Below are 26,163 nucleotides of genomic sequence, written 5' to 3' on the forward strand. Positions count from 1 at the left end.
CAAACCGCCGCCGCGATTATGCTTCGTAACGACGCAGCACGAGGGAGGCGTTGGTGCCGCCGAAACCGAAGGAATTCGAGAGCGCCACATTGACCTGCCGCTTGCGTGCCTTGTGCGGCACGAGGTCGATCTTCGTCTCGACATCGGGATTGTCGAGGTTGAGCGTCGGCGGAACGATGTTGTCGCGGATCGCAAGCGTCGCGAAAATCGCCTCGATGGCGCCGGCAGCACCGAGAAGATGGCCGGTGGCCGACTTGGTGGAAGACATGGAAATCTTTGGAGCCGATTCGCCGACCAGGCGCTCCACAGCACCAAGCTCGATCGTGTCAGCCATGGTGGAGGTGCCGTGGGCGTTGATGTAGTCGATATCATCCGCCGTCAGGCCGGCGCGCTTCAGCGCCATCGACATGCAGCGATAGGCACCGTCGCCGTCCTCGGACGGAGCCGTGATGTGATAGGCATCACCGGAAAGGCCGTAACCGACGACTTCGGCGTAAATCTTCGCGCCGCGTGCCTTGGCATGCTCGAGTTCTTCGAGAACGACGATGCCGGCGCCCTCGCCCATAACGAAACCGTCGCGGTCGCGGTCATAGGGGCGCGAAGCCTTCTGCGGATCGTCGTTGTGCTGGGTCGAAAGCGCCTTGCAGGCGGCAAAACCGGCAAGCGAAATGCGGCAGACCGGCGATTCGGCGCCACCGGCGACCATGACGTCGGCGTCGCCAAGCGTGATCAGGCGGGCTGCATCGCCAATGGCGTGCGCGCCGGTCGAGCAGGCGGTCACCACGGCGTGGTTCGGTCCACGCAGCTTGTGGCGAATGGAAACCTGGCCGGATACGAGGTTGATCAGACGGCCGGGAATGAAGAATGGCGAAATGCGGCGCGGGCCCTTGTCGCGCAGCGTGTAACCCGCCTCGACGATGCCTTCCAGACCGCCGATGCCGGAGCCGATCAGAACGCCGGTGGCAATCTGGTCCTCATCCGTTTCCGGATGCCAGTTGGCATCGGCAAGCGCCATGTCGGCGGCAGCCATGCCGTAAACGATGAAGGGATCGACCTTGCGCTGTTCCTTGGGCTCCATCCAGTCATCGGCATTGAAGGTGCCATCGGAGCCATCGCCGACGGGAATGCGGCAGGCGATCTTTGCGGGCAGGTCCTCGACCTCGAATTCCGTCACGAGACGGGCGCCGTTCTGGCCGGCCAAAAGCCGTTCCCAGGTCACTTCCGTTCCGCATCCAAGAGGAGATACCATGCCGGTACCGGTGATAACGACACGCCTCATCGCCAATGCTCCGCCCTTATCCAAATCATCGGTCTTTCTGCAACGCCGGGCACCGTGGAATGGCGCTCGCGACAGGCTGCAGTATTTCTAAATCTTTGCACGAAAGTTACAGGCAGCGTTGTTACGGCCCGTAACCCCTTGCGACACCCGGAACCCGCGCCCTTCGGGCACGTCCCGCCTGCCTATAAAACATTGGCCCGGACAAGCCGGGCCAAGACGGGAAGATATGCCACCTTCCCGATGAAGGTCGATCAGGCCTGGGCCTTCTCGATGAACTTGACGGCGTCGCCAACGGTCAGGATCGAGTCAGCTGCGTCGTCGGGGATTTCAACGCCGAATTCTTCTTCGAAAGCCATGACCAGTTCAACGGTGTCGAGCGAATCAGCGCCCAGATCGTCAATGAAGCTGGCGCCTTCAACAACCTTGTCGGCGTCAACGCCAAGATGATCAATTACAATTTTCTTTACGCGTTCTGCGATATCGCTCATGTCGGTTTCCTCGACCTTTATTTTGAAAGGGAATGCCTTTCGGCACCCTGCCCTGTTAGAAGCCCTCATGCGCCGTTCAAATCCGGCACCGCTGGCAAACCCGTTCAACCCGGTCCAAGCTAGACATCGTCACACAAAATCGCAACGGCTTCCTGTCTCTCCGGGACGACTGTTCACAGTCTTGGCCCGCTTAACATGGTTTCAATCGGTCGAAAAGCCTGAAAACGCGCTAAGCACAGCGTATGACAGGCAATTTCGCCGGAACCGGCAAGCGGAGCCTTGCGGCGCGGGACACCCGGGAGGATGCCTGAACAGCGCCGCAATCATTTCAAGACGCCTTGGGAGCGCCTCAGATCATCGCCATGCCGCCATTAACGTGCAGGGTCTGGCCCGTCATGTAGCCCGCCTCGTTGGAAGCGAGGTAAAGCACGGCCGAGGCGATTTCCGCTCCCGTGCCCATGCGCTTCATGGGAATGGCGCCCATGATGGCCTCTTTCTGCTTGTCGTTCAGCTTGCCGGTCATGGCGCTTTCGATGAAGCCCGGGGCCACGCAATTGACGGTGACGTTGCGGGTGGCGATTTCCTGCGCCAGCGACTTCGAAAAACCGATCATGCCGGCCTTGGAAGCGCAGTAGTTGACCTGACCGGGATTGCCGGTGACGCCGACGATGGAGGTGATGTTGATGATGCGGCCGAAACGGCGGCGCATCATCGGGTGCGTCAACTCGCGCGTCAGACGGAACATCGCCGTCAGGTTCACCTCGATGACATTGTCCCAGTCCTCGTCGCTCATGCGCACGAAGAGGCCATCCTTGGTGATGCCGGCATTGTTGACGAGAATATCGACGCCTTCCAGCTCGGCTTCGGCCTTTTCACCCAGCGCCTTGACTTCGGCGCGGTCGGAAAGGTTGGCCGGGAAAATCTTGACGCGGTCGCCAAGTTCCGCCGCCAGGGCCTCGAGCTTTTCAACGCGGGTGCCGTGCAGGCCGACGATTGCGCCCTGGGCATGCAGGGTGCGGGCGATTTCTTCGCCGATGCCGCCGGTCGCGCCGGTTACGAGAGCCTTGCGGCCTGTCAGATCAAACATGGTTCGTTCCTTCTTTATGGCAAGTCCGCAGGAAGTTTTGCGGCTCTGCATCGGGAATTGTCAAAATAAAAAGCCGGTGCGGGGCAAAGCCCGCCTCAGCCGATAAGCGTGGCAAGCAGCTGGTCGATATCGGCCGCACCGTTGACGGCAACGCCGTTCACCGTCTTGTCGATACGGCGGGCAAGGCCCGTCAGCACCTTGCCGGAGCCGATTTCGTAAAGCTGGGTTACGTTGTTGGCGGCGAACCACTCAACCGTCTCGCGCCAGCGCACCTGGCCCGTCACCTGTTCGACCAGCAGGGCGGCGATCTCATTGGCGTCGGAAACGGGAGCGGCGCGCACATTGGCGATGACCGGCACCACAGGATTGTGCTTTTCGACTTTCGCCAGCGCCTCGCGCATCGCTTCCGCCGCCGGCGCCATCAGCGCGGAGTGGAAAGGAGCGGAAACCGGCAACATGATGGCGCGTTTGGCGCCCTTTTCGGAAGCGATCGCGGCTGCCTTTTCGACGGCAGCCTTGCCACCGGAAATGACCAGCTGGCCGCCGCCATTGTCGTTGGCGATCTGGCAGACGCCGAGCACGCCCGCTTCCTCGCAGATGGCTGAGACCGCATCATGCTCCAACCCGATGATCGCAGCCATGGCACCCTCGCCGACCGGCACGGCGGCCTGCATGGCATTGCCGCGAATGCGCAGAAGACGGGCTGTATCGGCAATCGAGAAGGTGCCTGCGGCGCAGAGCGCCGAATATTCGCCGAGCGAATGGCCGGCCACATAAGAAACCGTATCGGACAGCTTGAAGCCGCGCGCCTCGAGAACGCGCATGACCGCCATGGAGACAGCCATGAGGGCCGGCTGGGCGTTCGCCGTCAGCGTCAGCGTCTCTTCCGGGCCGTTCCACATGATGTCGGAAAGCTTCTGATCAAGCGCCTCGTCGACTTCCTGGAACACGGCGCGCGCTTCCGGATAGGTATCCGCCAGCTCCTTGCCCATGCCGACGGCCTGGCTTCCCTGACCGGGAAATGTGAATGCAATACCCATGGGATGTCGTCCTTCTTGTCTGGCCTTGCCTTTATTCTTTCGGACTTCCATTCACATTCCCGCCGGCGAAGTCAAGGCTTGAAGCCCTATGGCAGGCTGTTGTGAGGGGTTTTGCCGTCCCGTTTTCCCCTTTCTTTTCATCATATTTTTTCTTGCACTGCGGCAATTCCCGATTAGTTTCACACCACCTTCCAAAACTGGCCAAGCACCGGGACACCTCCATGAAACAAAAACTACTGGGTCGCACGGGTATCTCCGTGTCCGAAATCTGCCTCGGCACGATGACGTGGGGCACGCAGAATACCGAAGCCGAAGCGCATGCGCAGATGGATTACGCCGTCGAAAACGGCGTCAATTTCTTCGATACGGCCGAGCTTTACCCCACCACCCCCGTTTCCGCCGAAACACAGGGCCGGACCGAGGATTACATCGGCACATGGTTTGAAAAGACCGGCAAACGCGATCAGGTCGTGCTCGCCACCAAGGTCGCCGGCTCGGGCCGCGACTATATTCGCGGCGGCCGCGATATTGACGCCACCGCAATCCGCGAGGCGGTGGATACCAGCCTCAGGCGGCTGAAGACCGATTACATCGACCTCTACCAGATTCACTGGCCGAATCGCGGCACCTACCATTTCCGCGGTGTCTGGAGCTTCGATGCTTCCGGTCAGGCGAAAGAGCGTACGCTCGCCGAAATCACCGAAAAGCTAGAAACGCTCGGCGAACTGGTGAAAGCCGGCAAGATCCGCGCCATCGGCCTCTCCAACGAAAGCGCCTGGGGCACGCAGAAATATATCGATATCGCCGAGGCCAACGGCCTGCCGCGTATCGCCACCATCCAGAACGAATATAACCTGCTCTATCGCAGCTTCGACCTCGACATGGCGGAAGTCGCCCATCATGAAGATGTCGGCCTGCTCGCCTATTCGCCGCTGGCGGCGGGTCTGCTCACCGGCAAATACCAGAACGGCGCCCGTCCGGCGGGATCGCGCGCCAGCATCAATCACGACCTCGGCGGCCGCCTGCAGCCGCATCAGGAAGCCCCGGTCAAGGCCTATCTGGAGCTTGCGGCCGCGCACGGCATCGACCCGGCCCAGCTCGCCATCGCCTTCTGCCTCACCCGGCCCTTCATGGCCTCGGCCATCATCGGCGCGACGACGATGGAACAGTTGAAGACGGATATCGCAGCGGCGGATGTGACCCTGTCGGACGAGGTGCTGAAGGGCGTTGCGACGATCCATCGGCAATATCCGATGGCGATTTGAGGATCGACCGGCGCGCTTTTTTCGCTCTTGCCCTTGCATTCCGGGCAAAAATCCGTATAAGCGCGCTGTTCACAACACCCGGTCCAATTGGCTGGTGGCTGAACGGAGGGCTGGTTCCGGCAACGGAACAGCAGGAACCATAAGGTTTTTCCGGCCTCCCGTGTCTCCGCTCTCGACCGTCTCGAACAACGCTTTTCTTGCTTTAAGGCCTCGTGCCTTTTCAGGAGCAGTCGTTGAGGCTTAGCGCCGTTGCCGGGTGAAGGACGAAACGCAAGAAAGGCAAAGCTTAAATGGCTCTTTACGAACACATCTTCCTTGCCCGGCAGGATATTTCTGCCCAGCAGGTCGACGCACTTGTCGAGCAGTACAAGGGCGTTATCGAATCGTTCGGCGGCAAAGTCGGACGCATCGAGAACTGGGGTCTGAAGTCCCTCACCTACCGCATCAAGAAGAACCGCAAGGCTCACTACGCTCTCATGGACATCGACGCTCCGGCGGCCGCCATCCATGAAGTCGAGCGCCAGATGCGCATCAACGAAGACGTTCTTCGCTACATGACCATCGCCGTCGAAGCCCACGAAGAAGGCCCGTCCGCGATGATGCAGAAGCGCGACCGTGACGACCGTCCGCGCCGCGATGGCGACCGTCCGGACCGTGGCCCGCGTGAAGATCGTGGTCCCCGCGAAGACCGTCCGCGCCGTCCGCGCGAAGACCGTGCATAAGAAGGAGTTTTGATCAATGGCTGACGCATCCTCTTCCCAGGCACGCCGCCCGTTCCACCGCCGTCGCAAGACGTGCCCCTTCTCCGGCGCCAACGCTCCGAAGATCGACTACAAGGACGTTCGTCTCCTGCAGCGCTACATTTCCGAGCGCGGCAAGATCGTTCCGTCCCGCATCACGGCCGTTTCCCAGAAGAAGCAGCGCGAACTCGCCCAGGCGATCAAGCGCGCCCGTTTCCTCGGCCTGCTGCCCTACGTCGTAGCGTAATGAATTGAAGCGAGGCTGCGCTTTTTTTGGTGCGGCCTCGTTTTATCCGTTGAAGCAACTGACTTTTAATCAGTGGGTTGCGAGTTCCAAATCCTTCCGCGTTGGGCGCGGATCGATACCATAAAACCCATGTTGGGGATGAGGCTCCAAGGAGCGATCCTCTAACTGCTTTAGTTTCAGCAGGACAGCGAAGTGCAAAAGTTGAACCAGACAGTGCTGATCACCGGCGTTCTCGCCGGCATATGCGCCGCGTTTTTAACGCTTGGCGCAACGGCACAGTCGTCCTTTTCCTTCCTGCTCTATGCCGGTTCCGCCATGCCGATCCTGATCGCCGGCATGGGCTGGGGCAATCGCGCCGCCGTCGTCGCCATCATCACCACGGCCCTTATCGGTGCGCTGGTCATGTCGCCGCTTTTCGCGCTGACCATTGCCATCTTCACGCTGATCCCGGCCGGCTGGCTTTCGCATCTCGCCAATCTGGCGCGCCCGGCTTCCGAACTTGGCGGCCCGGATGATCTGCTTGCCTGGTATCCGCTGTCCGGCATCGTGCTGCATCTTTGCATTCTGGTCTCTGTCGCCGTCGTTATTCTCGGCTGGATGATCGGTTATGGTCCCGATCTCGTCGCGCGTCTGATCGACGTGATTATGACCTCGGTTCAGAATAGCGAACCTTTGTTCCAACCCGATGTCGAGGGACTGGCGCGGGCGAAGTCGCTGTTCGTACTGATGCTGCCGATCGTTCAGGGCGGCCTCTGGGTCATCCTGCTGTTTGCGGCCTATTATTTCGCGACCCGGCTGGTCGGTTCCTTCGGCAAGGGACTTCGTCCGCGCGAAGACATTGCTTCCGCGCTGCGCATGCACCGCAATGCGATCTTCATCTTTCTCGGCGGCATCCTCGCCATGTTCTTCGGGGGCGTTGCCGCCATGGTTGGTGCCGTCATCTGCGGCACCTTCGGCGCGGGCTTCCTGATGGCGGGTTATGCCTCGCTGCATAAAAAAGCGCGCGGAAAGGACTGGCGGCTGCCGGTTCTCATCCTCGCTTATCTCTCGGCGGTCTTTGTCTTTCCGCTGTTCATCATTCTCGTGCTCGGCCTGAGCGACGTGCGCAGCACGATCTCTCTGACGCCGGCACGGAAAACCGACACAACGAACGAAACCAAACCATAGAAAGGATCAAGAAGATGGACGTTATTCTTCTCGAACGCATCAACAAGCTCGGCCAGATGGGCGAAACCGTCAAGGTTCGCGACGGCTATGCCCGTAACTTCCTGCTGCCGCAGGGCAAGGCGCTGCGCGCCAACGCCGCCAACAAGACCCGTTTCGAAACCGAGCGCGCAACGCTCGAAGCCCGTAACCTCGAGCGCAAGTCGGAAGCCCAGAAGGTTGCCGAGGCTCTCGAAGGCAAGTCCTTCATCGTCGTCCGTTCGGCTGGCGAAACCGGCCAGCTCTACGGTTCTGTTGCTGCTCGCGACGTCGTCGAAATCCTCGGCGCCGAAGGCTTCAACATCGGCCGCAACCAGGTTGAACTGAACACGCCGATCAAGACCATCGGCCTGCACAACGTCACCCTGCACCTGCATGCCGAAGTCGAGCTTCAGGTTGAGCTGAACGTTGCCCGTTCGGCTGAAGAAGCAGAACGTCAGGCCAAGGGCGAAAGCCTCACCTCCGCTGACGCCATCTACGGCGTTGACGAAGACGCGCTGCGTCCGGAAGACTTCTTCGATCCGGAAGCTGACCGCGACGGCGACGACGAATAAGATTTGGCTTAATGGCCAAAGGAAAACCCCGGATGGCGACATCCGGGGTTTTTTGTTTGCGGGCTTCGAGTTTGCCGTTGGATACCCCCCTCTGCTCTGCCGGGCATCTCCCCCTCAAGGGGAGAGATCGGCAAGCGGCGCTACCACCGCTTCGTTCGCAACTGTTGAGATAGGCAAGACCTGACCACGAGTCGATCTCCCCCCTTGAGGGGGAGATGTCCGGCAGGACAGAGGGGGGTGCCTCTCGGCACACTCCAGAGCAAGACTACTTCGCCGCCGTCTCCGCCCCATCCGGCGCCTTGCTCTTATCCACATGCACCACCACCGACATGCCCGGCGAAAGCTCCGCCGCGAGCGGCTGATCCGCATCGATCACGATCCGCACGCCGAGACGCTGGGCGATCTTCACGAAATTGCCGGTCGCATTGTCAGGCTTGATGACGGCGAATTCCGAACCCGTCGCGGGCGAGAACCGCTCCACATGGCCGGTCAGCTTGCGGCGATGCAGCGCGTCGACTGAAATCGTCACCGGCTGGCCCACCTGCATGCCGGCGAGCTGGGTTTCCTTGAAATTCGCGATAACCCAGACATCATGCGGCACGACGGCCATCAGCTGCGTGCCGGCGGTGACATATTGGCCGGTGCGGACGCCCACTTCGCCGAGCCTGCCATCCACGGGCGCGTGGATTTCGGTGTTGGCGAGGTCGATGCGAGCGAGCTCGACGGCGGCTTCGGCATTGGCGACAGCGGCCTGCAATGAGCTGCGGTTGACGATGATCGTCTGCAGATCCTGACGGGAGACCTCGAGCGCCGCTTTCGCCTGCGACAGCGATGCGCGCGCCTTTTCAAGCGCGGCATGGGCTTCTTCCTGCAGGCTGGAGGTTCCGGCACCGCTCTTGATGAGGTTATCCTGCCGGTCGGAGGCGAGCTGCGCCTGTTTCAGCGAAGCCTCGGCGCTGTCGACCGCCGCCTCGCTGGAGCGGATATTGGCATTGGCGGCATTTTCCTGCTGGCGGGAATTATCGAGCGCTGCCTTGTGGGTATCGAGCGTGGCTTCCGCCTGCGCCTGTTTCTGGCGATAGATACGGTCGTCGATCCTGGCCAGCAGGGCGCCCTGCTTGACTTCCTGATAGTCCTTCACCGGGACATCCACGACATAACCGCTGACCTGCGGGCTCATGGTCGTCACATAACCGCGCACGAAGGCGTTGTCGGTCATTTCGACGGTGGAGAGGAAGGGCGGCAGCCGCCAGGCGTAAAGCACGAGCGCCACACCGGCGACGCCGCCGAGCAGAACGAGGATGGAAACGGGAGTAAAAAACTTCTTCAGCATAATGTCACTCTTGGAGGTTCAAGACTGTGGCGCCGGCGCGGCATCGGCATTGTTCCCCGCGAGGAACGGACGGATGCGCAACCATGCAAGGTGGAGTAAAAGCGCGACCAAGGCCAGCGCCGAAACGACGGATATCAGCAGGAACGTATCATTATAGGCGAGCACATAAGCTTCCCTGCTGACCTGCTGGCCAAGCAGCGCCAGACCTTCCGCCTTCAGCAGCGCCGGATCGGTGATGACATGGCTGTAGGAGCCGGAAAGCTGCGACACGCGCTGGGCGACCAGGGGATTGGTGAGCAGGATATTTTCCACCAGAATATTGGAGTGAAACTTCTCCCGCAGCGTTACGAAACTGCCGAGCAGCCCGGTCATCAGCATCGAGCCCGTGATCTGGGTAAACAGGAAGATGGTGATGAAATTCACCAGATAGGGCGCACCTCTGGCGAGGGCCGCGGCAAACCCCTTGGACATGACCGGCGGCAGGAACATGGCCGCGCCAAAGGCAATCATCATCTGGCTGAGATACATTTGCTCGGGCCGCGTCAGATTGGTGGACTGGCTGTCCATGAACGAGCCGGCCGCAATCAGCGTCAATGCGATCACATGGGCGGTATCGACATATTTCGTCAGCATCAGCCAGGCGCAGGCGGCACCGCCAAGCACGGTGGCCAGCAGCACCAGCGCGTAAAGCGTGGTCGTCTGGTCATTCAGCAGGCCGAGCTGCTGATAAAAGCTGACCGCCGTAGAGGATTGTTCAGAAGAAACCGCGCGGTAGACGAGCAGCACCGCAATGACATGCAGATTGGTCTTCGAGAAAATCCAGCGCAGGTCGAGCAGCGGGTACTTGCGCGGCAGTTCGATGAAGGCCATCAGCGTCAGAAGCGCGATCGACGTCGCCAGAAGCGCGCCCAGCCACCACGTCTCGAACCACCAGTAGAACCGGCCAAGCGTAAGCATGATCGCAAGACAACCGAGACCGCCGGCAAACAGCAGATAACTCAGAATATCCATGCGCTCGATGACTTTCGCGCGCGGCGGCGGCGTGACCTTGAGAACGTGGATCATGGCGCCGGCGATCAGCGCAAATCCCACTTCCATGGAATAGAGCGCGTTCCAGCCGCCGATTTCCAGCAGGGAGGGCGAAACGATGCGGGCCAGCGGCGCCGACAGCAGGGTGCCTGTCAGCGCGATGCTGAAACCGAGCGAGAATTTCCGCGCCGGCGGAAAGGCCTCCAGAATATAGAGGAAGCCGAGCGAGGAAATCGGCGCCGCCGCCATGCCGCTGACGAAACGGATGACGATGGCCGAATGCAGATCCGTGACGAAGAGATTGAGGCAGGACGCGACAACGAAGGCGACGATCGAGAGTTCGGCAAAGGGCCGCAGGCCATATTGCGCCCGCACCTTGAAGAGCGCGATGGAGAAGGTGGCATAGGGCGCCATATAGGCGGCGGAAAGCCACGCCACCTCCGCCACCGTTGCGGAAAACTCACCCTGCAACTGGTAGATATTGGCCATGAGGAGGTTCATGCCCAGCCCCTGGGTAATGAAGAACGACAGGCCGGCGAAGATAAAGCAGAGCCGCAGCCACAGCGGCCGCTCAACCGGCTGCGGCGCGGCGGGAGGGGCAGGCTCCGGCACGGTCTCGCCCGCGCCCGCAGCACTTGACGGCGCAGGCGCCTCCTCTTTCGGAAACGCTGTGGTGGCGGCGGTCGCCTCGGCGTTTTCGGAAGCGGCCTCATCCGTGGTTTGCGGCAACACGCTGCTCACGATTGCGCCCTCCCGGCTGCGAGGTTTTGCAGATTGGCGGAAAGCCGGCGCATCACATCGAGCGCCATCGCCAGTTCCTGTGAGGAAATATCGGCGGCGATTTCCGAACGCAGCGTCTTTGCCACCGCCTGCACCGTTTCCGAGGTCTTCTCACCTTCCGCCGTCATGTGGATGCGTTTGGCGCGACGGTCGTTCTCATCGGAGCGGCGCTCGATGAGGTTCTGTTTCTCCATGCCATCCAGCACCCGCACCAGCGTCGGGGTTTCGATTTCCATTTCCTCGGCAAGTTCCGTCTGGGTCAGCGCACCACGCCGCGACAGCGCAAAAAGCGCACGCGCACGGGCCAGCGTCAGCCCGCTTTCCCCTACCCGCGCATCGAAAAACGCGCGCAGTTTGCGGGTGAAAGCGGAGACTTCATCCAGAAGCTGTTCCTTGTCGGTCTCGCGGGACATATCAGCAAACCTTATAATTAGGATACTATTTATTTTCTGCCTATTTATTCGGAAGCCTGACGATTTTCAAGTTTCTTTCATGCCGGGTCTGCCATGCGGTAAACTCATGGCAGCGAATCACCTCGCCGGAAAATTCCGGCACCTTGTCCCCACCACCCTGTGGATTGCTGGGGACAACTGAAGATGTGATCCAGCTGCACGGAGCAGACGTCAGCCTGCCACAGAGTGTTGCAACAATATCATTGACTGCCATGCCCCAGGAAGCCAAACCCGAGGTTTAAGGACAAAGGCAAAGGGAGATCGCGCAAACCATGAACGACGCTGTGAGAAAGATCACCCCCGCGCAGCCGGCGGAACCGCATTACCGCGAGGCGCCGAACAACATCGAGGCCGAACAGGCGCTGCTGGGCGCCATCCTCGTCAATAACGACGCCTATTACCGCGTCTCGGACTTCTTGAAGCCCGTGCATCTTTACGAGCCGCTGCACCGCAAGATTTTCGAGGTGGCGGGCGATATTATCCGCATGGGCAAGACCGCCAATCCGGTGACGATCAAGACCTTCCTGCCGGCCGATGACAAGATCGGCGACCTGACGGTGGCGCAGTACCTCGCACGTCTGGCGGCCGAAGCCGTATCGATCATCAATGCGGAAGATTACGGCCGGGCGATCTATGATCTGGCGCTGCGCCGCGCGCTGATCCAGATCGGAGAGGATGTCGTCAACATCGCCTATGACGCGCCGCTCGACATGCCACCGCAGGCGCAGATCGAAGACACCGAACGCCGCCTGTTCGAGCTGGCGGAAACCGGCCGTTACGACGGCGGTTTCCAGTCGTTCAACGATGCGGTGGCGTTGGCGATCGACATGGCGGGCGCCGCCTTCGAACGCGACGGCAACCTCTCCGGCATTTCCACCGGCATTCATTCGCTCGACGGCCGCATGGGCGGCCTGCAGCGTTCCGACCTTATCGTGCTTGCGGGTCGTCCGGGTATGGGCAAGACCTCGCTTGCGACCAACATCGCCTACAATATCGCCGCCTCGTATGAGCAAGAAGTGCAGCCGGACGGTTCGTTCAAGGCGAAGAACGGCGGCGTCGTCGGCTTTTATTCGCTCGAAATGTCGTCCGAACAGCTGGCCACCCGTATCATTTCCGAGCAGACGGAAGTCTCCTCCTCGAAAATCCGCCGTGGTGACATTACCGAGGCCGATTTCGAAAAGCTCGTCGCCTGCAGCCAGATGATGCAGAAGGTGCCGCTTTATATCGACCAGACCGGTGGTATCTCGATTGCCCAGCTTTCCGCCCGCGCCCGCCGCCTGAAGCGCCAGCGCGGCCTCGATGTTCTGGTCGTGGACTATATTCAGCTGATGACCGGCGGCGGCAAGGGCGGTGAAAACCGCGTGCAGGAAATCACCCAGATCACCACGGGTCTGAAGGCGCTGGGCAAGGAACTCAACGTTCCGATCATCGCGCTCTCACAGCTCTCCCGTGCGGTGGAAAACCGCGAAGACAAGCGCCCGCAGCTTTCCGACCTTCGTGAATCCGGCTCGATCGAGCAGGACGCCGACGTCGTGCTGTTCGTGTTCCGTGAGGAATATTACGTCAAGAACATGGAACCGCGCGATATTTCCGATCCCAAATATGCCGAGTGGGAAGCCCTGTTCGACAAGGTGAAAGGCACGGCAGACGTCATCATCGCCAAGCAGCGTCACGGACCGACCGGCACGGTGAAGCTCGCCTTCCAGTCCGAATTCACCCGCTTTGCGGATCTCGCCGATCCGAGCTTCACCCAGTACGAAGAGCATTGATCTGGATATGGCGAGGGTGAAACATCTTTCACCCTCGCCGCCAGCCCGCATTCCGAACACAAGGCCAGAATCTTTTCAGGGCCTTGGCAGACTTTTCTTACAATCCGATTCCGCGCAGCAGTGCCACGGACGCAACGCCGAGCGCGGCGGCCGGCAGCAGGCTGAGACGGAGCGCGGCGACGGCGGTTATTGCGCAGGCGATGGTTTCCGCCAATCCGCTGGCGAGCGCCGTCGGTGTGACCACGGCCATAAGAACGGCGGGCGGCACCACGCCGAGCGCCTTTTTTAGACGCGGCGTCAGGGCGAAATGATTGACCATCAGCAGGCCGCCAAGGCGTGTGGCGATGGTTGCCGCCATCATGGCAAGGATCGTCAGCAGCGTATTCGGGTCGAGCGTCATGCCGGCTGCTCCGCCTGTTCCTCACGGCCGAAGGCGGCGACGGCAAGCCCCGCCAGCGCACCGGCGGCGATATACCAGGCACCCGGAACCACCGCATGCGTGAGATAGGCGGCGGATGCGCTGGCCAGAAGCACGAAGCCGGTTTCCCTGCCCTTCCAGAAGCCCATGAGAAGCACGATGAAGACGGCGGGAAAGGCGAAATCCAGACCGATGACCGACATGTCTCCCACCACCGAGCCAAGCAGCGCACCGGCAAGGGTTGCGAGGTTCCAGACGAGATAGATGGAGAGCGCAGCACCCGTGAAGAAGGCCGCCGTCAGCCTGCCGGCGATGACCCGGAATTCCGACAGCGCCCAGGATTCATCCGTCAGCACCAGCATGGCCGCATATTTCCGCCAGCCCCTGAAATCATCCATCTTGCCGGCGATGGAGGCGCTCATCAGCACATGGCGCAGATTGACCAGCAGAGCCGCGAAACCGAGCGCGCTCCAGCTGGCCGGATGGGTCCAGAGATCCATGGCGACGAATTGCGAGCCGCCGGCAAAGACCAGCAGCGACATCAGCGAGGCCTCCAGCGGCGACAGGCCCTTGCCGATGGCGACTGCACCGAACACCACGCCGATCGGCACCATGGCGACCAGCAATGGCGCGGCGGCCCTCAGCCCCGCGATAAATTCCGGGCGTTTTCCCGATATGGACATCGCATTCTCCCTTTCAGACGAAAGGGATTACGCCCACGCCCCGCCGCGGTCTTGAACGAAAGTGATGTTGCGGAGGGAAAGATGTGCGGAACTTCACCCCGTCCGAAACTGTCCCGGCGTAACGCCCGTGCGCGCCTTGAAGTGCCGGGTGAAATGCGCCTGATCGGCAAAACCGCAGAGCGCCGCCACTTCGGCCGGCATCTCGCCGGCGCGCAGCAGACGCCGCGCCCTGCGGATGCGCACATCCGTCAGATAGGCATGCGGGGTGATGTGAAATTCCTTGCGAAAGGCGCGGATGAGATGCGCCCGGCTGAGACCGGCGATGGAGGCCAGCTCCTCCAGCCCGATATCGCTCTCGTAATTGTCGGTGAGATAATCCCGCGCGGTATGGACCGCCGTTTTCTCGCGGGTTTCGACCGGCAGGATGATGGCGCTGCCATGCCTGCCGAACAGCACCGCCAGAACCGAGAACATGCCCTCATCCGCTTCGAGTGCGCCGGTTTTCGCCTCCAGCCGCCGATGTGCCATCTGGAAGGCCGTCGCCATCTGCGGATCGCGCGGCAGGAACTTCGGAAAGGACGGCGTGCCGTGAAACGCCCTGCCCGTCACATCCTCGATAATCTCCCGCAGCAGTTCCGTATCGGGATAGATCATCCGGTAGCGATAACCGCCGCCGCCCGGCGCGCCATCGTGAATCTCATCCGGGTTGATGAGGTAAAGATGCCCCGGCCCGGTCTGTTCGGTCGTGCCCTGAATGGTGGAGATCTGCGAGCCGCTTTCGATGGCACCTATGGAAAACGTGTCATGCGCATGCGGTGAATATTCATGGGTGAGAAAAGTCGCGCTCAGGCATTCCATGCCGCCAAAACGCCGGTCACGCCAGAAACGCGTGGTTTCCGTCGTGGCAACGGGCATGAAATCAAGGGCCTGTTCCTGCGAAACATTGTGCATGAGCGAAGTTTAGAGCATTCCGTCCTTACCGTCTTGAACAAAAGTGCTAGGGTCCGAACCGGTTCAAGATCAACCGGACGCATGGCATGACAGACGACTTCGAAGACACATTTTCCGAAAACGAAACCGAAGCATTCGAAACCGCCCCGCTGAGGCTGACCGTCGATCTCGGCGCTCTCGCCGATAATTGGCGGGACATGAAGAAGCGCTCGGCAGGCGCGCGGACGGCGGCTGTCGTCAAGGCCGATGCTTATGGTCTCGGTATCGAAGATTGCGGCGCGACGCTTTACCATGCCGGCGCGCGGGACTTCTTCGTGGCGACGGTGGCCGAGGGCGCGACGCTGCGGTCCTATGCCCCGGAAGCGCGCATCTTCGTGCTTTCCGGCATCTGGCAAGGCCAGGAACGGCAGGTCTTCGACAATGATCTCGTGCCGGTTCTGGCCTCCGAGGAGCAGCTTTCCTTCTGGATGGCGACAGTCGCCGAGCGGGGCGATCACCCCTGCGCGCTGCATGTGGATACGGGCTTCAATCGCCTTGGGCTGCCGCTCGATGACGCCCTGTTTCTGGCCGACGACGTGACGCGGCCGGCGAGTTTCGACCCGGTTCTGGTGCTGTCGCACCTTGCCTGCGCCGACACGCCCTCCTCGCCGATGAACAGGGTGCAGCTCGAATCATTCCGGAAGGTTAGCGCCGCTTTCGAAGGTATCGAATCAAGCCTCTCGGCTTCCGCCGGGATATTTCTAGGCCCTGACTATCATTTCGACCTTACCCGCCCCGGCATCGCGCTTTATGGCGGTGAAGCGGTGAACGGCGTGGCCAATCCGATGCGGCCTGTGGCCACGGCCGAGGCGCGGATCATCCAGATTCGCGAGGCCGGCGAAGGCCAGACCGTCAGTTATGGCGGCACCTTCCTGCTCAAGCGCGCAAGCCGGCTCGCCATCGCATCGGTCGGTTATGCGGATGGATACCAGCGCTCGCTTTCCGGCTCCGGCATTCCGCTACGCGAAATGGGCCATGGCGGCGCCTATGGCGTGGTCAACGGCCATAAAGTGCCCGTCGCCGGCCGCGTGACCATGGACCTCACCATTTTCGACGTGACGGACGTGCCGGCAAATGCCATCCGCAGCGGCGACTATATCGAGCTTTTTGGCCCCAACGTTCCGGTCGATGAGACTGCACGCGCGGCCGGCACCATCGGCTACGAGATGCTGACGGGGCTTGGTCTGCGTTACGAGCGGCAATATCTGATGGCGGACGACTGAGGGCCGCCTTTAGCTCTTGGAAAGCCGACGCGACCTGTGCTAAAAGAGAACAAAAGGAGATCGAAATGCCCGAAATCCATTTGAGCGAGCAGGACGAGAAGTTCATCGAAGAGCAGGTGGCGGCAGGCATCTATAGCGATGCGGATGCCGTCATTCATGCGAGCCTGCAATTGCTGAGCAGTGACGAAGGCAAGAGGGCCGCGCTTAGATTGCTGATACAGGAGGGTATTGACGACGCGGAGGCTGGCCGGGTTCACCGCTATGCCTCACAAGACGATTTTCTGAGCGATATCAAACGCGTTTCCGCCCAGCAGAAAACGGGGACCGATCATTAAAATCCGGACTCCTATCTGGACCACGCGGGCAAGGCGCGATCTTGCCGAAGATCATGCTTACATTGAAACCGAAAATCCCGTTGCTGCGGATCGCCTTGTTCTCGATATCTATAACAAAATCGAATCGATAGCGGCACTTGGTTTGACCGGCGTCTCAAGACACGGATACGGCACGGGGCTTCGCAGCATTGCGTATCGAGATCGTGTGATTTTCTTTCGTGTCAACAATGGCGAACTAACCGTGATGCGCGTGCTGCATGGCCATCAGGACATTTCCGCCGAAGATTTCAAACAAGAAGAAAACTGACATAACATGGCCAAAGCCAAGACCCAATTCGTGTGCCAGAACTGCGGCACGGTTCACACCCGCTGGGCGGGAAAATGCGAAGGCTGCGGCGAGTGGAATACCATCGTCGAGGAAGACCCTATGGGCGGCATCGGCTCCGGGCCGGGCAAGACACCCAAGAAGGGTCGGCCCGTCACGCTCACCTCGCTGTCCGGCGAAATCGAGGAAGCGCCGCGCATCCCGACCGGCATCAGTGAACTCGACCGGGCGACCGGCGGCGGTTTCGTGCGCGGTTCAGCCGTCCTGATCGGCGGCGATCCCGGCATCGGCAAATCGACCCTTCTCATGCAGGCGGCGGCCGCCCTTTCGCGGCGCGGGCATCGCATCATCTATGTCTCCGGCGAAGAGGCGGTGGCACAGGTGCGCCTGCGCGCCCAGCGTCTGGGTGCGGCGGAAACCGACGTGCTTTTGGCCGCGGAAACCAATGTCGAGGATATTCTGGCGACGATCTCCGAGGGCAAGCGGCCCGATCTCGTCATCATCGATTCCATCCAGACACTGTGGAGCGACACGGCCGATTCCGCTCCCGGCACGGTGACGCAGGTGCGCACCGGCGTGCAGGCGATGATCCGTTTCGCCAAGCAGACGGGCGCCACCATGGTGCTGGTTGGCCACGTGACCAAGGAAGGCCAGATTGCCGGTCCGCGCGTGGTGGAACACATGGTCGACGCCGTCCTCTATTTCGAAGGTGATCGCGGCCATCATTACCGTATCCTGCGCACCGTGAAGAACCGCTTCGGACCGACAGACGAGATCGGTGTGTTCGAGATGTCGGACCGGGGATTGCGTGAGGTTTCCAACCCATCCGAACTTTTCCTCGGCGAGCGCAACGAAAAATCGCCGGGCGCCGCCGTCTTCGCCGGCATGGAAGGCACGCGCCCCATTCTCGTCGAAGTACAGGCGCTGGTCGCCGCCACCTCGCTCGGTACGCCGCGCCGTGCCGTGGTTGGCTGGGACAGTTCGCGGCTCGCCATGATTCTAGCCGTACTTGAGGCCCATTGCGGCGTGAAACTCGGCCAGCACGATGTTTACCTCAACATCGCCGGCGGATACCGCATATCGGAACCGGCCGCCGATATGGCGATTGCGTCTGCATTGGTTTCCTCGCTTGCCGGCCTTGCCCTGCCCGCCGATTGCGTCTATTTCGGCGAAATCAGCCTGTCGGGCGCGGTAAGGCCGGTCTCACATACGGGCCAGCGATTGAAAGAAGCTGAAAAACTCGGCTTTTCCGCCGCACTTCTGCCTTCTGCTTCGGCTGAATTGCCGAAAGGCGGCAAGGGGCGCTGGACGGAAATCGAAAGCCTTCCGGACCTCGTGGCCCGCATCGCCGGCTCCGGCAACCGGTTCAAACAGGTTGAGGACGACGAATATTGATCCTTTCGCCAAGGGAAACAGTGGTGTAAGAGGATCGCAAAATTGGCAAGGCAGCGTCTGACAAGGCGTCGCACCTCCGGAGTTGGTATATGCCCATTACAATTTTCGACGGCATCGTCATCGCCGTTGTTCTTTTCTCCGCCATTCTCGCGATGGTCCGCGGCTTCTCCCGCGAAATTCTGTCGATTGCGAGCTGGGCCGGTTCGGTCGCCGCCGCCTATTATCTCTATCCGGTCCTGCTGCCCTATGCGCGCAACTATACCGATGACGACAAGATCGCCATTGCCGGTTCGGCGGGCGTGGTTTTCCTCGTCTCGCTGATCGTGATTTCCTTCATCACCTCGCGCATTGCCGATTTCATCATCGACAGCCGCATCGGCGCTTTGGATCGCACGCTCGGTTTCCTGTTCGGCGCGGCGCGCGGCATCCTGCTGCTCGTCGTCGCGGTCGCCTTCTGGAACTGGCTGGTGGATGTGAAGACGCAGCCGGAATGGGTCACGCAGGCCAAGGCCAAGCCTTTCCTCGACGGGCTGGTGGGCAAGCTGGAGGCCGTTCTGCCTGACGATATCGAACCGCAGATCCGCGCCCGCATCCTCGGAAAACAACAGGAACCCGGCGCCACGCAGGCGCCCGCGGAAGATGTGCCGGCAGCAAATCCGCCGGCAACGAATAATTGACACAGTGTCGCGCCTTGCAATGCATGCAAGGCGCGCTATTTGTGCTAAATATCAAGCACGACACAGATGGGCCGACCGGGAGACATACTCACCGGAGAGGTCTTTCTTTTTTTCTCGGTAGAGAGCAAGGGCAAGCCGGATGATTGAGCCGCTTTCGCATTCCCCGTTCCCTGGGGCCACGTTCAAAGAAGAGATCGACGGCGATACGCTGCATGAAGAATGCGGCGTTTTCGGCATTCTCGGCCATGCCGACGCCTCGGCGCTGACCGCTCTTGGTCTCCATGCGCTTCAGCATCGCGGCCAGGAAGCAGCCGGCATCGTTTCTTTCGATGGCAAGCGCTTCCATCAGGAACGCCATATGGGCCTCGTCGGCGATCATTATACCGATCCCGCAACGCTCGCCCGCCTGCCCGGCTCCATCGCGATTGGCCACACCCGTTATTCCACCACCGGCGAAGTGGCGATGCGCAACGTGCAGCCGCTGTTTGCCGAACTGGAAGAAGGCGGCATTTCCATTGCCCATAACGGCAACTTCACCAACGGCCTGACGCTGCGCCGCCAGATCATCGCCACCGGCGCCATCTGTCAGTCGACCTCGGATACCGAAGTCGTTCTTCACCTCATCGCCCGCTCGCGCCACTCTTCCACCGCCGATCGTTTCATCGATGCCATCCGCCAGATGGAAGGCGGTTATTCGATGCTGGCGATGACGCGCACCAAGCTGATTGCCGCGCGTGACCCGATCGGCATCCGCCCGTTGGTCATGGGGGAGCTGGACGGCAAGCCGATCTTCTGCTCGGAAACCTGTGCCCTTGATATCATCGGCGCGAAATTCGTCCGCGACGTGGAAAATGGCGAAGTCATCATCTGCGAAATCCAGCCTGATGGCTCGATCACCATCGATGCGCGCAAGCCTTCCAAGCCGCAGCCGGAACGTCTCTGCCTGTTCGAATATGTCTATTTCGCCCGTCCCGATTCCGTCGTCGGCGGCCGCAACGTCTATACGACGCGCAAGAACATGGGCATGAACCTCGCCAAGGAAGCACCGCTGGAAGCCGATGTGGTTGTCCCGGTTCCCGATGGCGGCACGCCGGCAGCGCTCGGTTTTGCGCAGGAAAGCGGTATTCCCTTCGAATACGGCATCATCCGCAACCACTATGTCGGCCGCACCTTCATCGAGCCGACCCAGCAGATTCGTGCTTTCGGCGTCAAGCTCAAGCACTCCGCCAACCGGGCGATGATCGAAGGCAAGCGCGTCGTGCTGGTGGATGATTCCATCGTGCGCGGCACGACCTCGGTGAAGATCGTTCAGATGATCCGCGAGGCGGGCGCCAAGGAAGTGCATATCCGCGTCGCCAGCCCGATGATCTTCCACCCGGATTTCTACGGCATCGACACGCCTGACGCCGACAAGCTGCTCGCCAACCAATATGCCGATGTCGAGGCGATGGCGAAATTCATCGGTGCCGATTCGCTGGCCTTCCTGTCCATCGACGGGCTTTATCGTGCCGTCGGCGGTGAAAACCGCAACCCGGCACGGCCGCAATTCACGGACCATTATTTCACCGGCGATTATCCGACCCGCCTTCTCGACCAGAATGGCGAGGCGATGGGCAGCAAGATTTCCATGCTGGCCAGCAACGGCTGATACGCCTGACACAAAGCGGCCATCCGGCTTCCGGTGGCCGCTTTTTTCTTGCCTTTTGTTCAGGCCATCACATGCGACGATATGATCGCTTGCGAAAGGCCGCTAGCGCTTCGTAGAAGGAAGCGCAATCATTTCGGGGGAGACCATGACTATCGATCTCAAGGGCCGTATCGCTCTCGTCACCGGCGCGTCGCGCGGCATCGGCTATTTCACGGCGCTGGAACTCGCCAAGGCCGGCGCGCATGTCATCGCCTGCGCCCGCACGGTGGGCGGCCTTGAGGAACTGGACGACGCCATCAAGGCCGTCGGCGGCACCGCCACTCTGGTCCCCTTTGATCTCTCCGACATGAAGGCCATTGATGCGCTGGGCGCCAATATCTACGAGCGCTGGGGCAAGCTCGATATTCTGGTCGCCAATGCCGGTGTTCTCGGCGTGATCTCGCCGGTTGGCCATATCGAGGCGAAGGTCTTCGAGAGGGTCATGAACATCAACGTCACCGCCACCTGGCGGCTGATCCGCTCGGTCGAACCGCTGCTGTTGAAATCGGATGCCGGTCGCGCACTCATCCTGTCTTCGGGGGCCGCCCATAGCTGTCGTCCCTTCTGGGGCGTCTACTCCACCTCCAAGGCGGCCGTGGAGGCGCTTGCCCGCACCTGGGCTGCGGAAACGCAGAAGAGCCCGCTTCGTGTCAACAGCATCAATCCGGGTGCGACACGCACGGCGATGCGTGCCCAGGCCATGCCCGGCGAAGACCCGACCACCGTGCCGCATCCTTCCGAGGTCGCCGCAGCCATCCTTCCGCTGGCTTCTCCCGATCTGACCGAAACCGGCAAGCTCTTCGTCGTGCGGGAAAAGCGCTTCGTGGACTACCGCCAGCCGGAGTGATCACTGCCGGACATGGGCAGGATCGTCGGCGGCAAAGCCGCAATCCTGCCTTTCCTGCCTGATCGAAGAGACCTCTTCGCTCACCTGATAGCCATGATGAAAAAACTTCGTACAACTCTGCTACGAAGGGTCGGATCGTTTTTTGCCTGTGGCGAATAGACCTTCCCGATTTCCGTATAAGGCAAATTTATTTTAGGCAGATATTTCAGCTAATAAGCGTATTATTTCTGATCGTACTTCCGCATTCCGAAGCTTTGTTCACACGATGCTGCTGAACCGCCATTCTTTGCGGTTCTCTTTTCGAGGGGGAATATCCGGATGAAAAATGTTGCTTTCTGTTTCTTCGCAGCGGCCGTGCTCTGCGCGACGGCCGGAATGATCTGGGGCATCCAGATGTCGGTTTCCGAAGACCATTCTCTGTCCATGGCCCATGCGCATCTCAATCTCGTTGGCTGGACGACACTTGGCCTGTTCGGCCTTTATTATACAGTGACGCCGGAGGCCGACGGCACGGTACTTTCGAAGGCGCATCTCGCCATTGCCCTTGCCGGCGTTCTCTGTCTCGTGCCAGGCATCGTCATCGTCGTGACCAGCGGCGCACGGGTTCTCGTGGCTATTGGATCGATCCTCACCGTCATTTCCATGCTGATCTTTCTGGTGACCGTGGCAAGAAACGGCATAGGCCGCAGGCCCGCCTGACACGGCCGGGCAGGCTCTTGACCAACGGCCTGCCCCGCGCCATAACGCAAGTCATGAAAACGACGATCTGCACCTGCTGCTGAAATAATTTTTGCTGGTTCGCCACCGGCCAGATCGTTTTCGTCTCCCGCAAGGTCCAACAGACAAACGGTCCGGTCAGGACAATTGACTGCCTTTAGGGAATATCCGCATGTCCTTGCGCCTGAAACTTCACAATACGCTGACCCGCGAAAAAGCGGAATTTACGCCGATCGACGCTGATAATGTGCGCATGTATGTCTGCGGCCCGACGGTCTATGATTTCGCCCATATCGGCAATGCGCGCCCGGTCATCGTTTTTGATGTTCTTTTCCGGCTGCTGCGTCACGTTTATGGCGAAAGCCACGTGACCTATGCCCGCAACATCACCGATCTCGACGACAAGATCAACGCGCGGGCACTGCGCGACTATCCGCACCTGCCGCTGAACGACGCCATCCACGCGGTGACGAAAAAGACCGCCGACCAGTTCCATGAAGATGTGGCCGCACTCGGCTGCCTTGAGCCGACCGTCGAACCGCGCGCCACCGATTATATCGCCGAGATGATCTTTCTCATCGAGAGGCTCATCGAGCGTGGCCACGCCTATACGGCGGGTGGCGAGGTACTGTTCGATACCCGGTCCATGGCCGACTACGGACAGCTTTCCAAACGTCCGCTGGACGAACAGCAGGCCGGCGCGCGTGTCGCGGTGGAGGCCCACAAGAAGAACCCCGGCGATTTCGTGCTGTGGAAACTGTCGTCCCATAACGAGCCCGGCTGGGAGAGCCCGTGGGGTCTCGGCCGTCCGGGCTGGCACATCGAATGCTCGGCCATGGCCAGCCGCTATCTTGGCGAAGTCTTCGACATTCACGGCGGCGGGCTCGACCTCATCTTCCCGCATCACGAGAACGAAATCGCGCAATCCCGTTGCGCCCATGGCACGCATGTCATGGCCAATGTGTGGATGCACAACGGCTTCGTGCAGGTGGAAGGCCGCAAGATGTCGAAGTCCGAGGGCAACTTCGTGACGATCTACGAATTGTTGCACACGGAAAAATTCGGCGGTCGGCAATGGCCGGGCGAGGTTCTGCGCCTTGCCATGCTGATGACGCACTATCGCGAGCCGATCGATTTTTCGGTAAAGCGTCTGGAAGAAGCCGAACGCCTGCTCGCCAAATGGCCGGCAGCCGAAGTCTCCGATGCCGCGCCGGATGAAACCGTGCTCGAAGCGCTTGCCGACGACCTGAACACAGTTGCCGCCGTGCAGGCGCTGCATGCGCTCGCGCATGCCGCCAATACCGATCCATCCAAACTGCCCGCCTTTGCGGCCAGCGCCGCCCTGCTTGGCGTTTTGCCGAAAAAGACGGAAATGGACGAAGCGATCGTTTCTGCCGTGGATGCGCTAGTGCAGTTGCGCCTTGAAATGCTGAAGGCGAAGAACTTCGCGGAGGCGGACCGGTTGCGGGACGAGCTTTCCGAGAAGGGCATTCAGCTGAAGGATGGCAAGGACAAGGAGACCGGCGAGCGGACGACGACCTGGGAATTGAAGCGGTAGGGAGCGGTTAAGGCTGTAGCTCGCGGCCCCCCCTCTGCCCTGCCGGGCATCTCCCCCACAGGTGGGGAGATTAATCGCGGCTATCGCTCGCCTATCTCTAGCGCTGCGGATGGGGCCGGGAGTTTGCATCTTGCCGATCTCCCTCCTTGTGGGGGAGATGCCCGGCAGGGCAGAGGGGGGTAGCCATCACCACAATCTGCTTGCGGTTTTGAGATAGCTCAACCAATCTGGCGTAAAGTAGCTAAATGACGAGCGCCGATCATGCCGCATGCAGACGTAGACCCGATGCATCGCAAATATGCGAAGCAGATGCGGAAAGCGATGACAGATGCCGAGCTGAAGCTTTGGAATGCTATTCGCGCACATCGCCTCGACGGCTTAAGTTTCCGCAGACAAATGCCGATTGCCGGTTTTATCGTTGATTTCGCGTGCTCGGATCACCGCCTCGTTGTCGAGGTCGATGGCTCTCAGCATACGTCTGAGGCAGCATTACAATACGATCGTGAAAGAACTGCTCGGCTTCAGAAAGACAGCTGGACAGTCCTCCGTTTCTGGAACGACGATATCCTCAAGGACATCGACAATGTCTGTCTCCACATCCTGAAAACGGTAAAGGAGGAGCAAATATGAGCATTTATACGGGCGGGTGTCAGTGCGGCGCGATCCGGTTTCGCGCGACCGGAGACCTGAAAGACAGTTCCATCTGCCATTGCCGCATGTGCCAGAAGGCCTTCGGGGCCTATTATGCGCCGCTGGTTTCGGTGCGCGAGGTGGAATTCGAATGGACGCGCGGCGAGCCGAAGCGGTTTCAATCCTCCAGCGTCGTCAAACGTGGCTTCTGCCCCGAATGCGGCACGCCACTGACCTATGAGGCGCCGGATGGCATGGCGATCGCGGCCGGCGCGTTTGACGATCCCGCCGCGCTGCCGCCGACAATCCAGTGGGGCGTGGAGCGCAAGATCGATTTCGTCGACAGCCTTCACACGCTGCCCGCCGTTCCCACCGAAGAGGATCTGACACAGGTGGATTATCTCGCCGGCCTAGTCTCCTATCAGCACCCCGACCATGACACCGAACAATGGCCGCCGGAGAACAGACAATGAGCGAAAGCGGTTTTTCCGGCGGCTGCCAGTGCGGCGCCGTGCGGTTTCATGCGGGCAAGCTCGGCCGGGCCTCCATCTGCCATTGCCGCATGTGCCAGAAGCACTTCGGCAATTTTTTCGGCGCGCTGGTCACCGCCGATCAGGCGCATCTGACCTGGACGCGCGGCCAGCCCGCCCTCTTCCGCTCCTCGGCAAAAATCCATCGCGGTTTCTGCAGCAAATGCGGCACGCCGCTGACCTATCATTATCCCGGCGGCGTGGAGATCGCCATCGGCGCCTTCGATCACCCGGATGAGATCGAGCCGCAGGTGCAGGTCAATATCCACAAGCGCATGCCGTGGATCGAACAGCTATTCTCCAAACCGGCAATCGAACAGAGCGTCGACGAGGCGGAAATCACCTCCTATCAGCACCCGGATCACGATACGGCCATATGGCCGCCGGGGGATGACGCGGATGAGTGATATCCAGGCCTTCAGCGGCGGTTGCCAATGCGGGGCGGTGCGTTACCGGATCGATGGCGGCCTGCGTTATCCGCATCTGTGCCATTGCCGTATGTGCCAGAAGGCGGCGGGCAATTATTTCATGCCGCTTGCAGCAAGCAGCCGGGCGCAATTTGAATTGACCCGAGGTGAGGTGTCGTGGTTCCAGTCCTCCGACCTCGTGCGCCGCGGTTTCTGCGGTCGTTGCGGCACGCCGCTTTTCTACGACCTGCCGGAGGCCGATTTCATCAACATCACCCTCGGTTCGCTGGACGAGCCGGAGCGGGTAAAGCCCGAAGCGCAATCCAATCTTACCGGCAAAATGCACTGGTTCGGCGAACTCGATGGCTTGCCGGTCGAGCCGGAACCTGCAACCGATGACAGACCTCTACTGGTGAACAACCGGCAGCATCCGGATCACGACACGGCCACATGGCCACCCGAAGGAACCTGAGAC

29 protein-coding genes are annotated in these 26,163 nt (G+C 60.6%); 19 read left to right on the top strand and 10 right to left on the bottom strand.

What is annotated here, in order from left to right; genetic code table 11:
- Positions 1–16: 16 nt before the first annotated feature.
- The 4 genes from fabF to fabD all read right to left on the bottom strand — a co-directional run bounded on the left by fabF (position 17) and on the right by fabD (position 3,894).
- The gene (fabF, locus tag QD336_RS15915) at positions 17–1,279 is read right to left on the bottom strand and encodes a beta-ketoacyl-ACP synthase II (RefSeq protein ID WP_499171337.1); all 1,263 of its coding nucleotides are present in this window, start codon (positions 1,277–1,279) and stop codon (positions 17–19) included.
- A gap of 251 nt (positions 1,280–1,530) precedes the next feature.
- Positions 1,531–1,767 (bottom strand): acyl carrier protein, encoded by a 237-nt coding sequence (locus tag QD336_RS15920; protein ID WP_003502080.1) that lies wholly within the window; start codon positions 1,765–1,767, stop codon positions 1,531–1,533.
- A 349-nt stretch (positions 1,768–2,116) separates the two neighbouring features.
- A complete protein-coding gene (gene fabG / locus QD336_RS15925; protein ID WP_269344056.1) occupies positions 2,117–2,854 on the bottom strand; it encodes a 3-oxoacyl-[acyl-carrier-protein] reductase in 738 nt (245 codons plus the stop codon).
- Positions 2,855–2,949: 95 nt separating this feature from the next.
- Complete coding sequence (gene fabD / locus QD336_RS15930) at positions 2,950–3,894, bottom strand: ACP S-malonyltransferase (RefSeq protein WP_269344058.1); 945 nt, start codon at positions 3,892–3,894, stop codon at positions 2,950–2,952.
- Positions 3,895–4,115: 221 nt separating this feature from the next.
- Here fabD and QD336_RS15935 point away from each other — a divergent pair, with 221 nt between their 5' ends.
- The 5 genes from QD336_RS15935 to rplI all read left to right on the top strand — a co-directional run bounded on the left by QD336_RS15935 (position 4,116) and on the right by rplI (position 7,903).
- Positions 4,116–5,159, top strand: a complete 1,044-nt coding sequence (locus QD336_RS15935; protein ID WP_499171338.1) for an aldo/keto reductase — start codon at positions 4,116–4,118, stop codon at positions 5,157–5,159.
- Positions 5,160–5,449: 290 nt separating this feature from the next.
- Positions 5,450–5,881, top strand: a complete 432-nt coding sequence (rpsF, locus tag QD336_RS15940; RefSeq protein WP_004441041.1) for a 30S ribosomal protein S6 — start codon at positions 5,450–5,452, stop codon at positions 5,879–5,881.
- A 16-nt stretch (positions 5,882–5,897) separates the two neighbouring features.
- Entirely contained in the window at positions 5,898–6,146 is a 249-nt protein-coding gene (gene rpsR, locus QD336_RS15945) for a 30S ribosomal protein S18 (protein WP_003502063.1), read from the top strand.
- Between the two features lie 192 nt (positions 6,147–6,338).
- Positions 6,339–7,313: a DUF2232 domain-containing protein gene (locus QD336_RS15950; protein WP_499171339.1), complete on the top strand. Its 975-nt coding sequence runs from the start codon at positions 6,339–6,341 to the stop codon at positions 7,311–7,313.
- A gap of 14 nt (positions 7,314–7,327) precedes the next feature.
- The gene (gene rplI, locus QD336_RS15955) at positions 7,328–7,903 is read left to right on the top strand and encodes a 50S ribosomal protein L9 (RefSeq protein ID WP_077982571.1); all 576 of its coding nucleotides are present in this window, start codon (positions 7,328–7,330) and stop codon (positions 7,901–7,903) included.
- Positions 7,904–8,168: 265 nt separating this feature from the next.
- Here the strand turns inward: rplI and QD336_RS15960 are convergent, their stop codons facing one another.
- Genes QD336_RS15960 through QD336_RS15970 form a run of 3 tightly spaced genes read right to left on the bottom strand, consistent with a single transcriptional unit; the run spans position 8,169 to position 11,458 of the window.
- Positions 8,169–9,236, bottom strand: a complete 1,068-nt coding sequence (locus QD336_RS15960) for an HlyD family secretion protein (protein ID WP_269344071.1) — start codon at positions 9,234–9,236, stop codon at positions 8,169–8,171.
- A gap of 18 nt (positions 9,237–9,254) precedes the next feature.
- Entirely contained in the window at positions 9,255–11,006 is a 1,752-nt protein-coding gene (locus QD336_RS15965) for an MFS transporter (protein WP_499171340.1), read from the bottom strand.
- A complete protein-coding gene (locus QD336_RS15970) occupies positions 11,003–11,458 on the bottom strand; it encodes a MarR family winged helix-turn-helix transcriptional regulator (protein WP_269344075.1) in 456 nt (151 codons plus the stop codon). The genes QD336_RS15965 and QD336_RS15970 overlap by 4 nt, the downstream gene beginning before the upstream one ends.
- Before the next feature lie 311 nt (positions 11,459–11,769).
- Here QD336_RS15970 and QD336_RS15975 point away from each other — a divergent pair, with 311 nt between their 5' ends.
- Entirely contained in the window at positions 11,770–13,266 is a 1,497-nt protein-coding gene (locus QD336_RS15975) for a replicative DNA helicase (protein ID WP_269344077.1), read from the top strand.
- Between the two features lie 97 nt (positions 13,267–13,363).
- Here QD336_RS15975 and QD336_RS15980 read toward each other — a convergent pair whose 3' ends face one another.
- The 3 genes from QD336_RS15980 to QD336_RS15990 form a co-directional block, all read right to left on the bottom strand.
- Positions 13,364–13,666 carry an AzlD family protein gene (locus QD336_RS15980; protein ID WP_499171341.1) on the bottom strand — a complete coding sequence of 101 codons (303 nt, stop codon included), beginning with the start codon at positions 13,664–13,666 and terminating at the stop codon, positions 13,364–13,366.
- Complete coding sequence (locus QD336_RS15985; protein ID WP_499171342.1) at positions 13,663–14,367, bottom strand: AzlC family ABC transporter permease; 705 nt, start codon at positions 14,365–14,367, stop codon at positions 13,663–13,665. The genes QD336_RS15980 and QD336_RS15985 overlap by 4 nt, the downstream gene beginning before the upstream one ends.
- Before the next feature lie 93 nt (positions 14,368–14,460).
- Positions 14,461–15,318 carry an AraC family transcriptional regulator gene (locus QD336_RS15990; protein WP_269344081.1) on the bottom strand — a complete coding sequence of 286 codons (858 nt, stop codon included), beginning with the start codon at positions 15,316–15,318 and terminating at the stop codon, positions 14,461–14,463.
- Positions 15,319–15,404: 86 nt separating this feature from the next.
- On the opposite strand from QD336_RS15990, the gene alr reads away from it, so the two are divergent.
- The 13 genes from alr (at position 15,405) to QD336_RS16055 (ending at position 26,160) form a co-directional block, all read left to right on the top strand.
- Complete coding sequence (gene alr, locus QD336_RS15995) at positions 15,405–16,580, top strand: alanine racemase (RefSeq protein ID WP_499171343.1); 1,176 nt, start codon at positions 15,405–15,407, stop codon at positions 16,578–16,580.
- Between the two features lie 65 nt (positions 16,581–16,645).
- The gene (locus QD336_RS16000; protein ID WP_269344086.1) at positions 16,646–16,915 is read left to right on the top strand and encodes a type II toxin-antitoxin system ParD family antitoxin; all 270 of its coding nucleotides are present in this window, start codon (positions 16,646–16,648) and stop codon (positions 16,913–16,915) included.
- Positions 16,916–16,928: 13 nt separating this feature from the next.
- Positions 16,929–17,222, top strand: coding sequence for a type II toxin-antitoxin system RelE/ParE family toxin (locus QD336_RS16005; RefSeq protein ID WP_499171391.1), 294 nt, complete (start codon positions 16,929–16,931; stop codon positions 17,220–17,222).
- Positions 17,223–17,228: 6 nt separating this feature from the next.
- Complete coding sequence (gene radA, locus QD336_RS16010; RefSeq protein WP_269344087.1) at positions 17,229–18,635, top strand: DNA repair protein RadA; 1,407 nt, start codon at positions 17,229–17,231, stop codon at positions 18,633–18,635.
- Between the two features lie 89 nt (positions 18,636–18,724).
- Positions 18,725–19,312 carry a CvpA family protein gene (locus QD336_RS16015; RefSeq protein WP_269344088.1) on the top strand — a complete coding sequence of 196 codons (588 nt, stop codon included), beginning with the start codon at positions 18,725–18,727 and terminating at the stop codon, positions 19,310–19,312.
- Positions 19,313–19,451: 139 nt separating this feature from the next.
- Complete coding sequence (purF, locus tag QD336_RS16020) at positions 19,452–20,960, top strand: amidophosphoribosyltransferase (protein ID WP_020009510.1); 1,509 nt, start codon at positions 19,452–19,454, stop codon at positions 20,958–20,960.
- A 145-nt stretch (positions 20,961–21,105) separates the two neighbouring features.
- Positions 21,106–21,846 carry an SDR family NAD(P)-dependent oxidoreductase gene (locus tag QD336_RS16025; RefSeq protein WP_499171344.1) on the top strand — a complete coding sequence of 247 codons (741 nt, stop codon included), beginning with the start codon at positions 21,106–21,108 and terminating at the stop codon, positions 21,844–21,846.
- A gap of 318 nt (positions 21,847–22,164) precedes the next feature.
- The gene (locus tag QD336_RS16030) at positions 22,165–22,545 is read left to right on the top strand and encodes a hypothetical protein (protein WP_499171345.1); all 381 of its coding nucleotides are present in this window, start codon (positions 22,165–22,167) and stop codon (positions 22,543–22,545) included.
- 190 nt (positions 22,546–22,735) lie between these two features.
- Positions 22,736–24,121, top strand: a complete 1,386-nt coding sequence (cysS, locus tag QD336_RS16035) for a cysteine--tRNA ligase (protein ID WP_499171346.1) — start codon at positions 22,736–22,738, stop codon at positions 24,119–24,121.
- A 261-nt stretch (positions 24,122–24,382) separates the two neighbouring features.
- Positions 24,383–24,751, top strand: coding sequence for an endonuclease domain-containing protein (locus QD336_RS16040; protein WP_269344092.1), 369 nt, complete (start codon positions 24,383–24,385; stop codon positions 24,749–24,751).
- Entirely contained in the window at positions 24,748–25,224 is a 477-nt protein-coding gene (locus QD336_RS16045) for a GFA family protein (RefSeq protein ID WP_499171347.1), read from the top strand. The genes QD336_RS16040 and QD336_RS16045 overlap by 4 nt, the downstream gene beginning before the upstream one ends.
- On the top strand, positions 25,221–25,688 hold the full coding sequence (locus QD336_RS16050) for a GFA family protein (protein WP_269344094.1): 468 nt from the start codon (positions 25,221–25,223) through the stop codon (positions 25,686–25,688). The genes QD336_RS16045 and QD336_RS16050 overlap by 4 nt, the downstream gene beginning before the upstream one ends.
- The gene (locus QD336_RS16055) at positions 25,681–26,160 is read left to right on the top strand and encodes a GFA family protein (protein ID WP_499171348.1); all 480 of its coding nucleotides are present in this window, start codon (positions 25,681–25,683) and stop codon (positions 26,158–26,160) included. The genes QD336_RS16050 and QD336_RS16055 overlap by 8 nt, the downstream gene beginning before the upstream one ends.
- Positions 26,161–26,163 lie beyond the last annotated feature (3 nt).

It is taken from the genome of Rhizobium sp. BR 250 (assembly GCF_047445855.1).
Lineage (GTDB): Bacteria > Pseudomonadota > Alphaproteobacteria > Rhizobiales > Rhizobiaceae > Agrobacterium > Agrobacterium tumefaciens_I.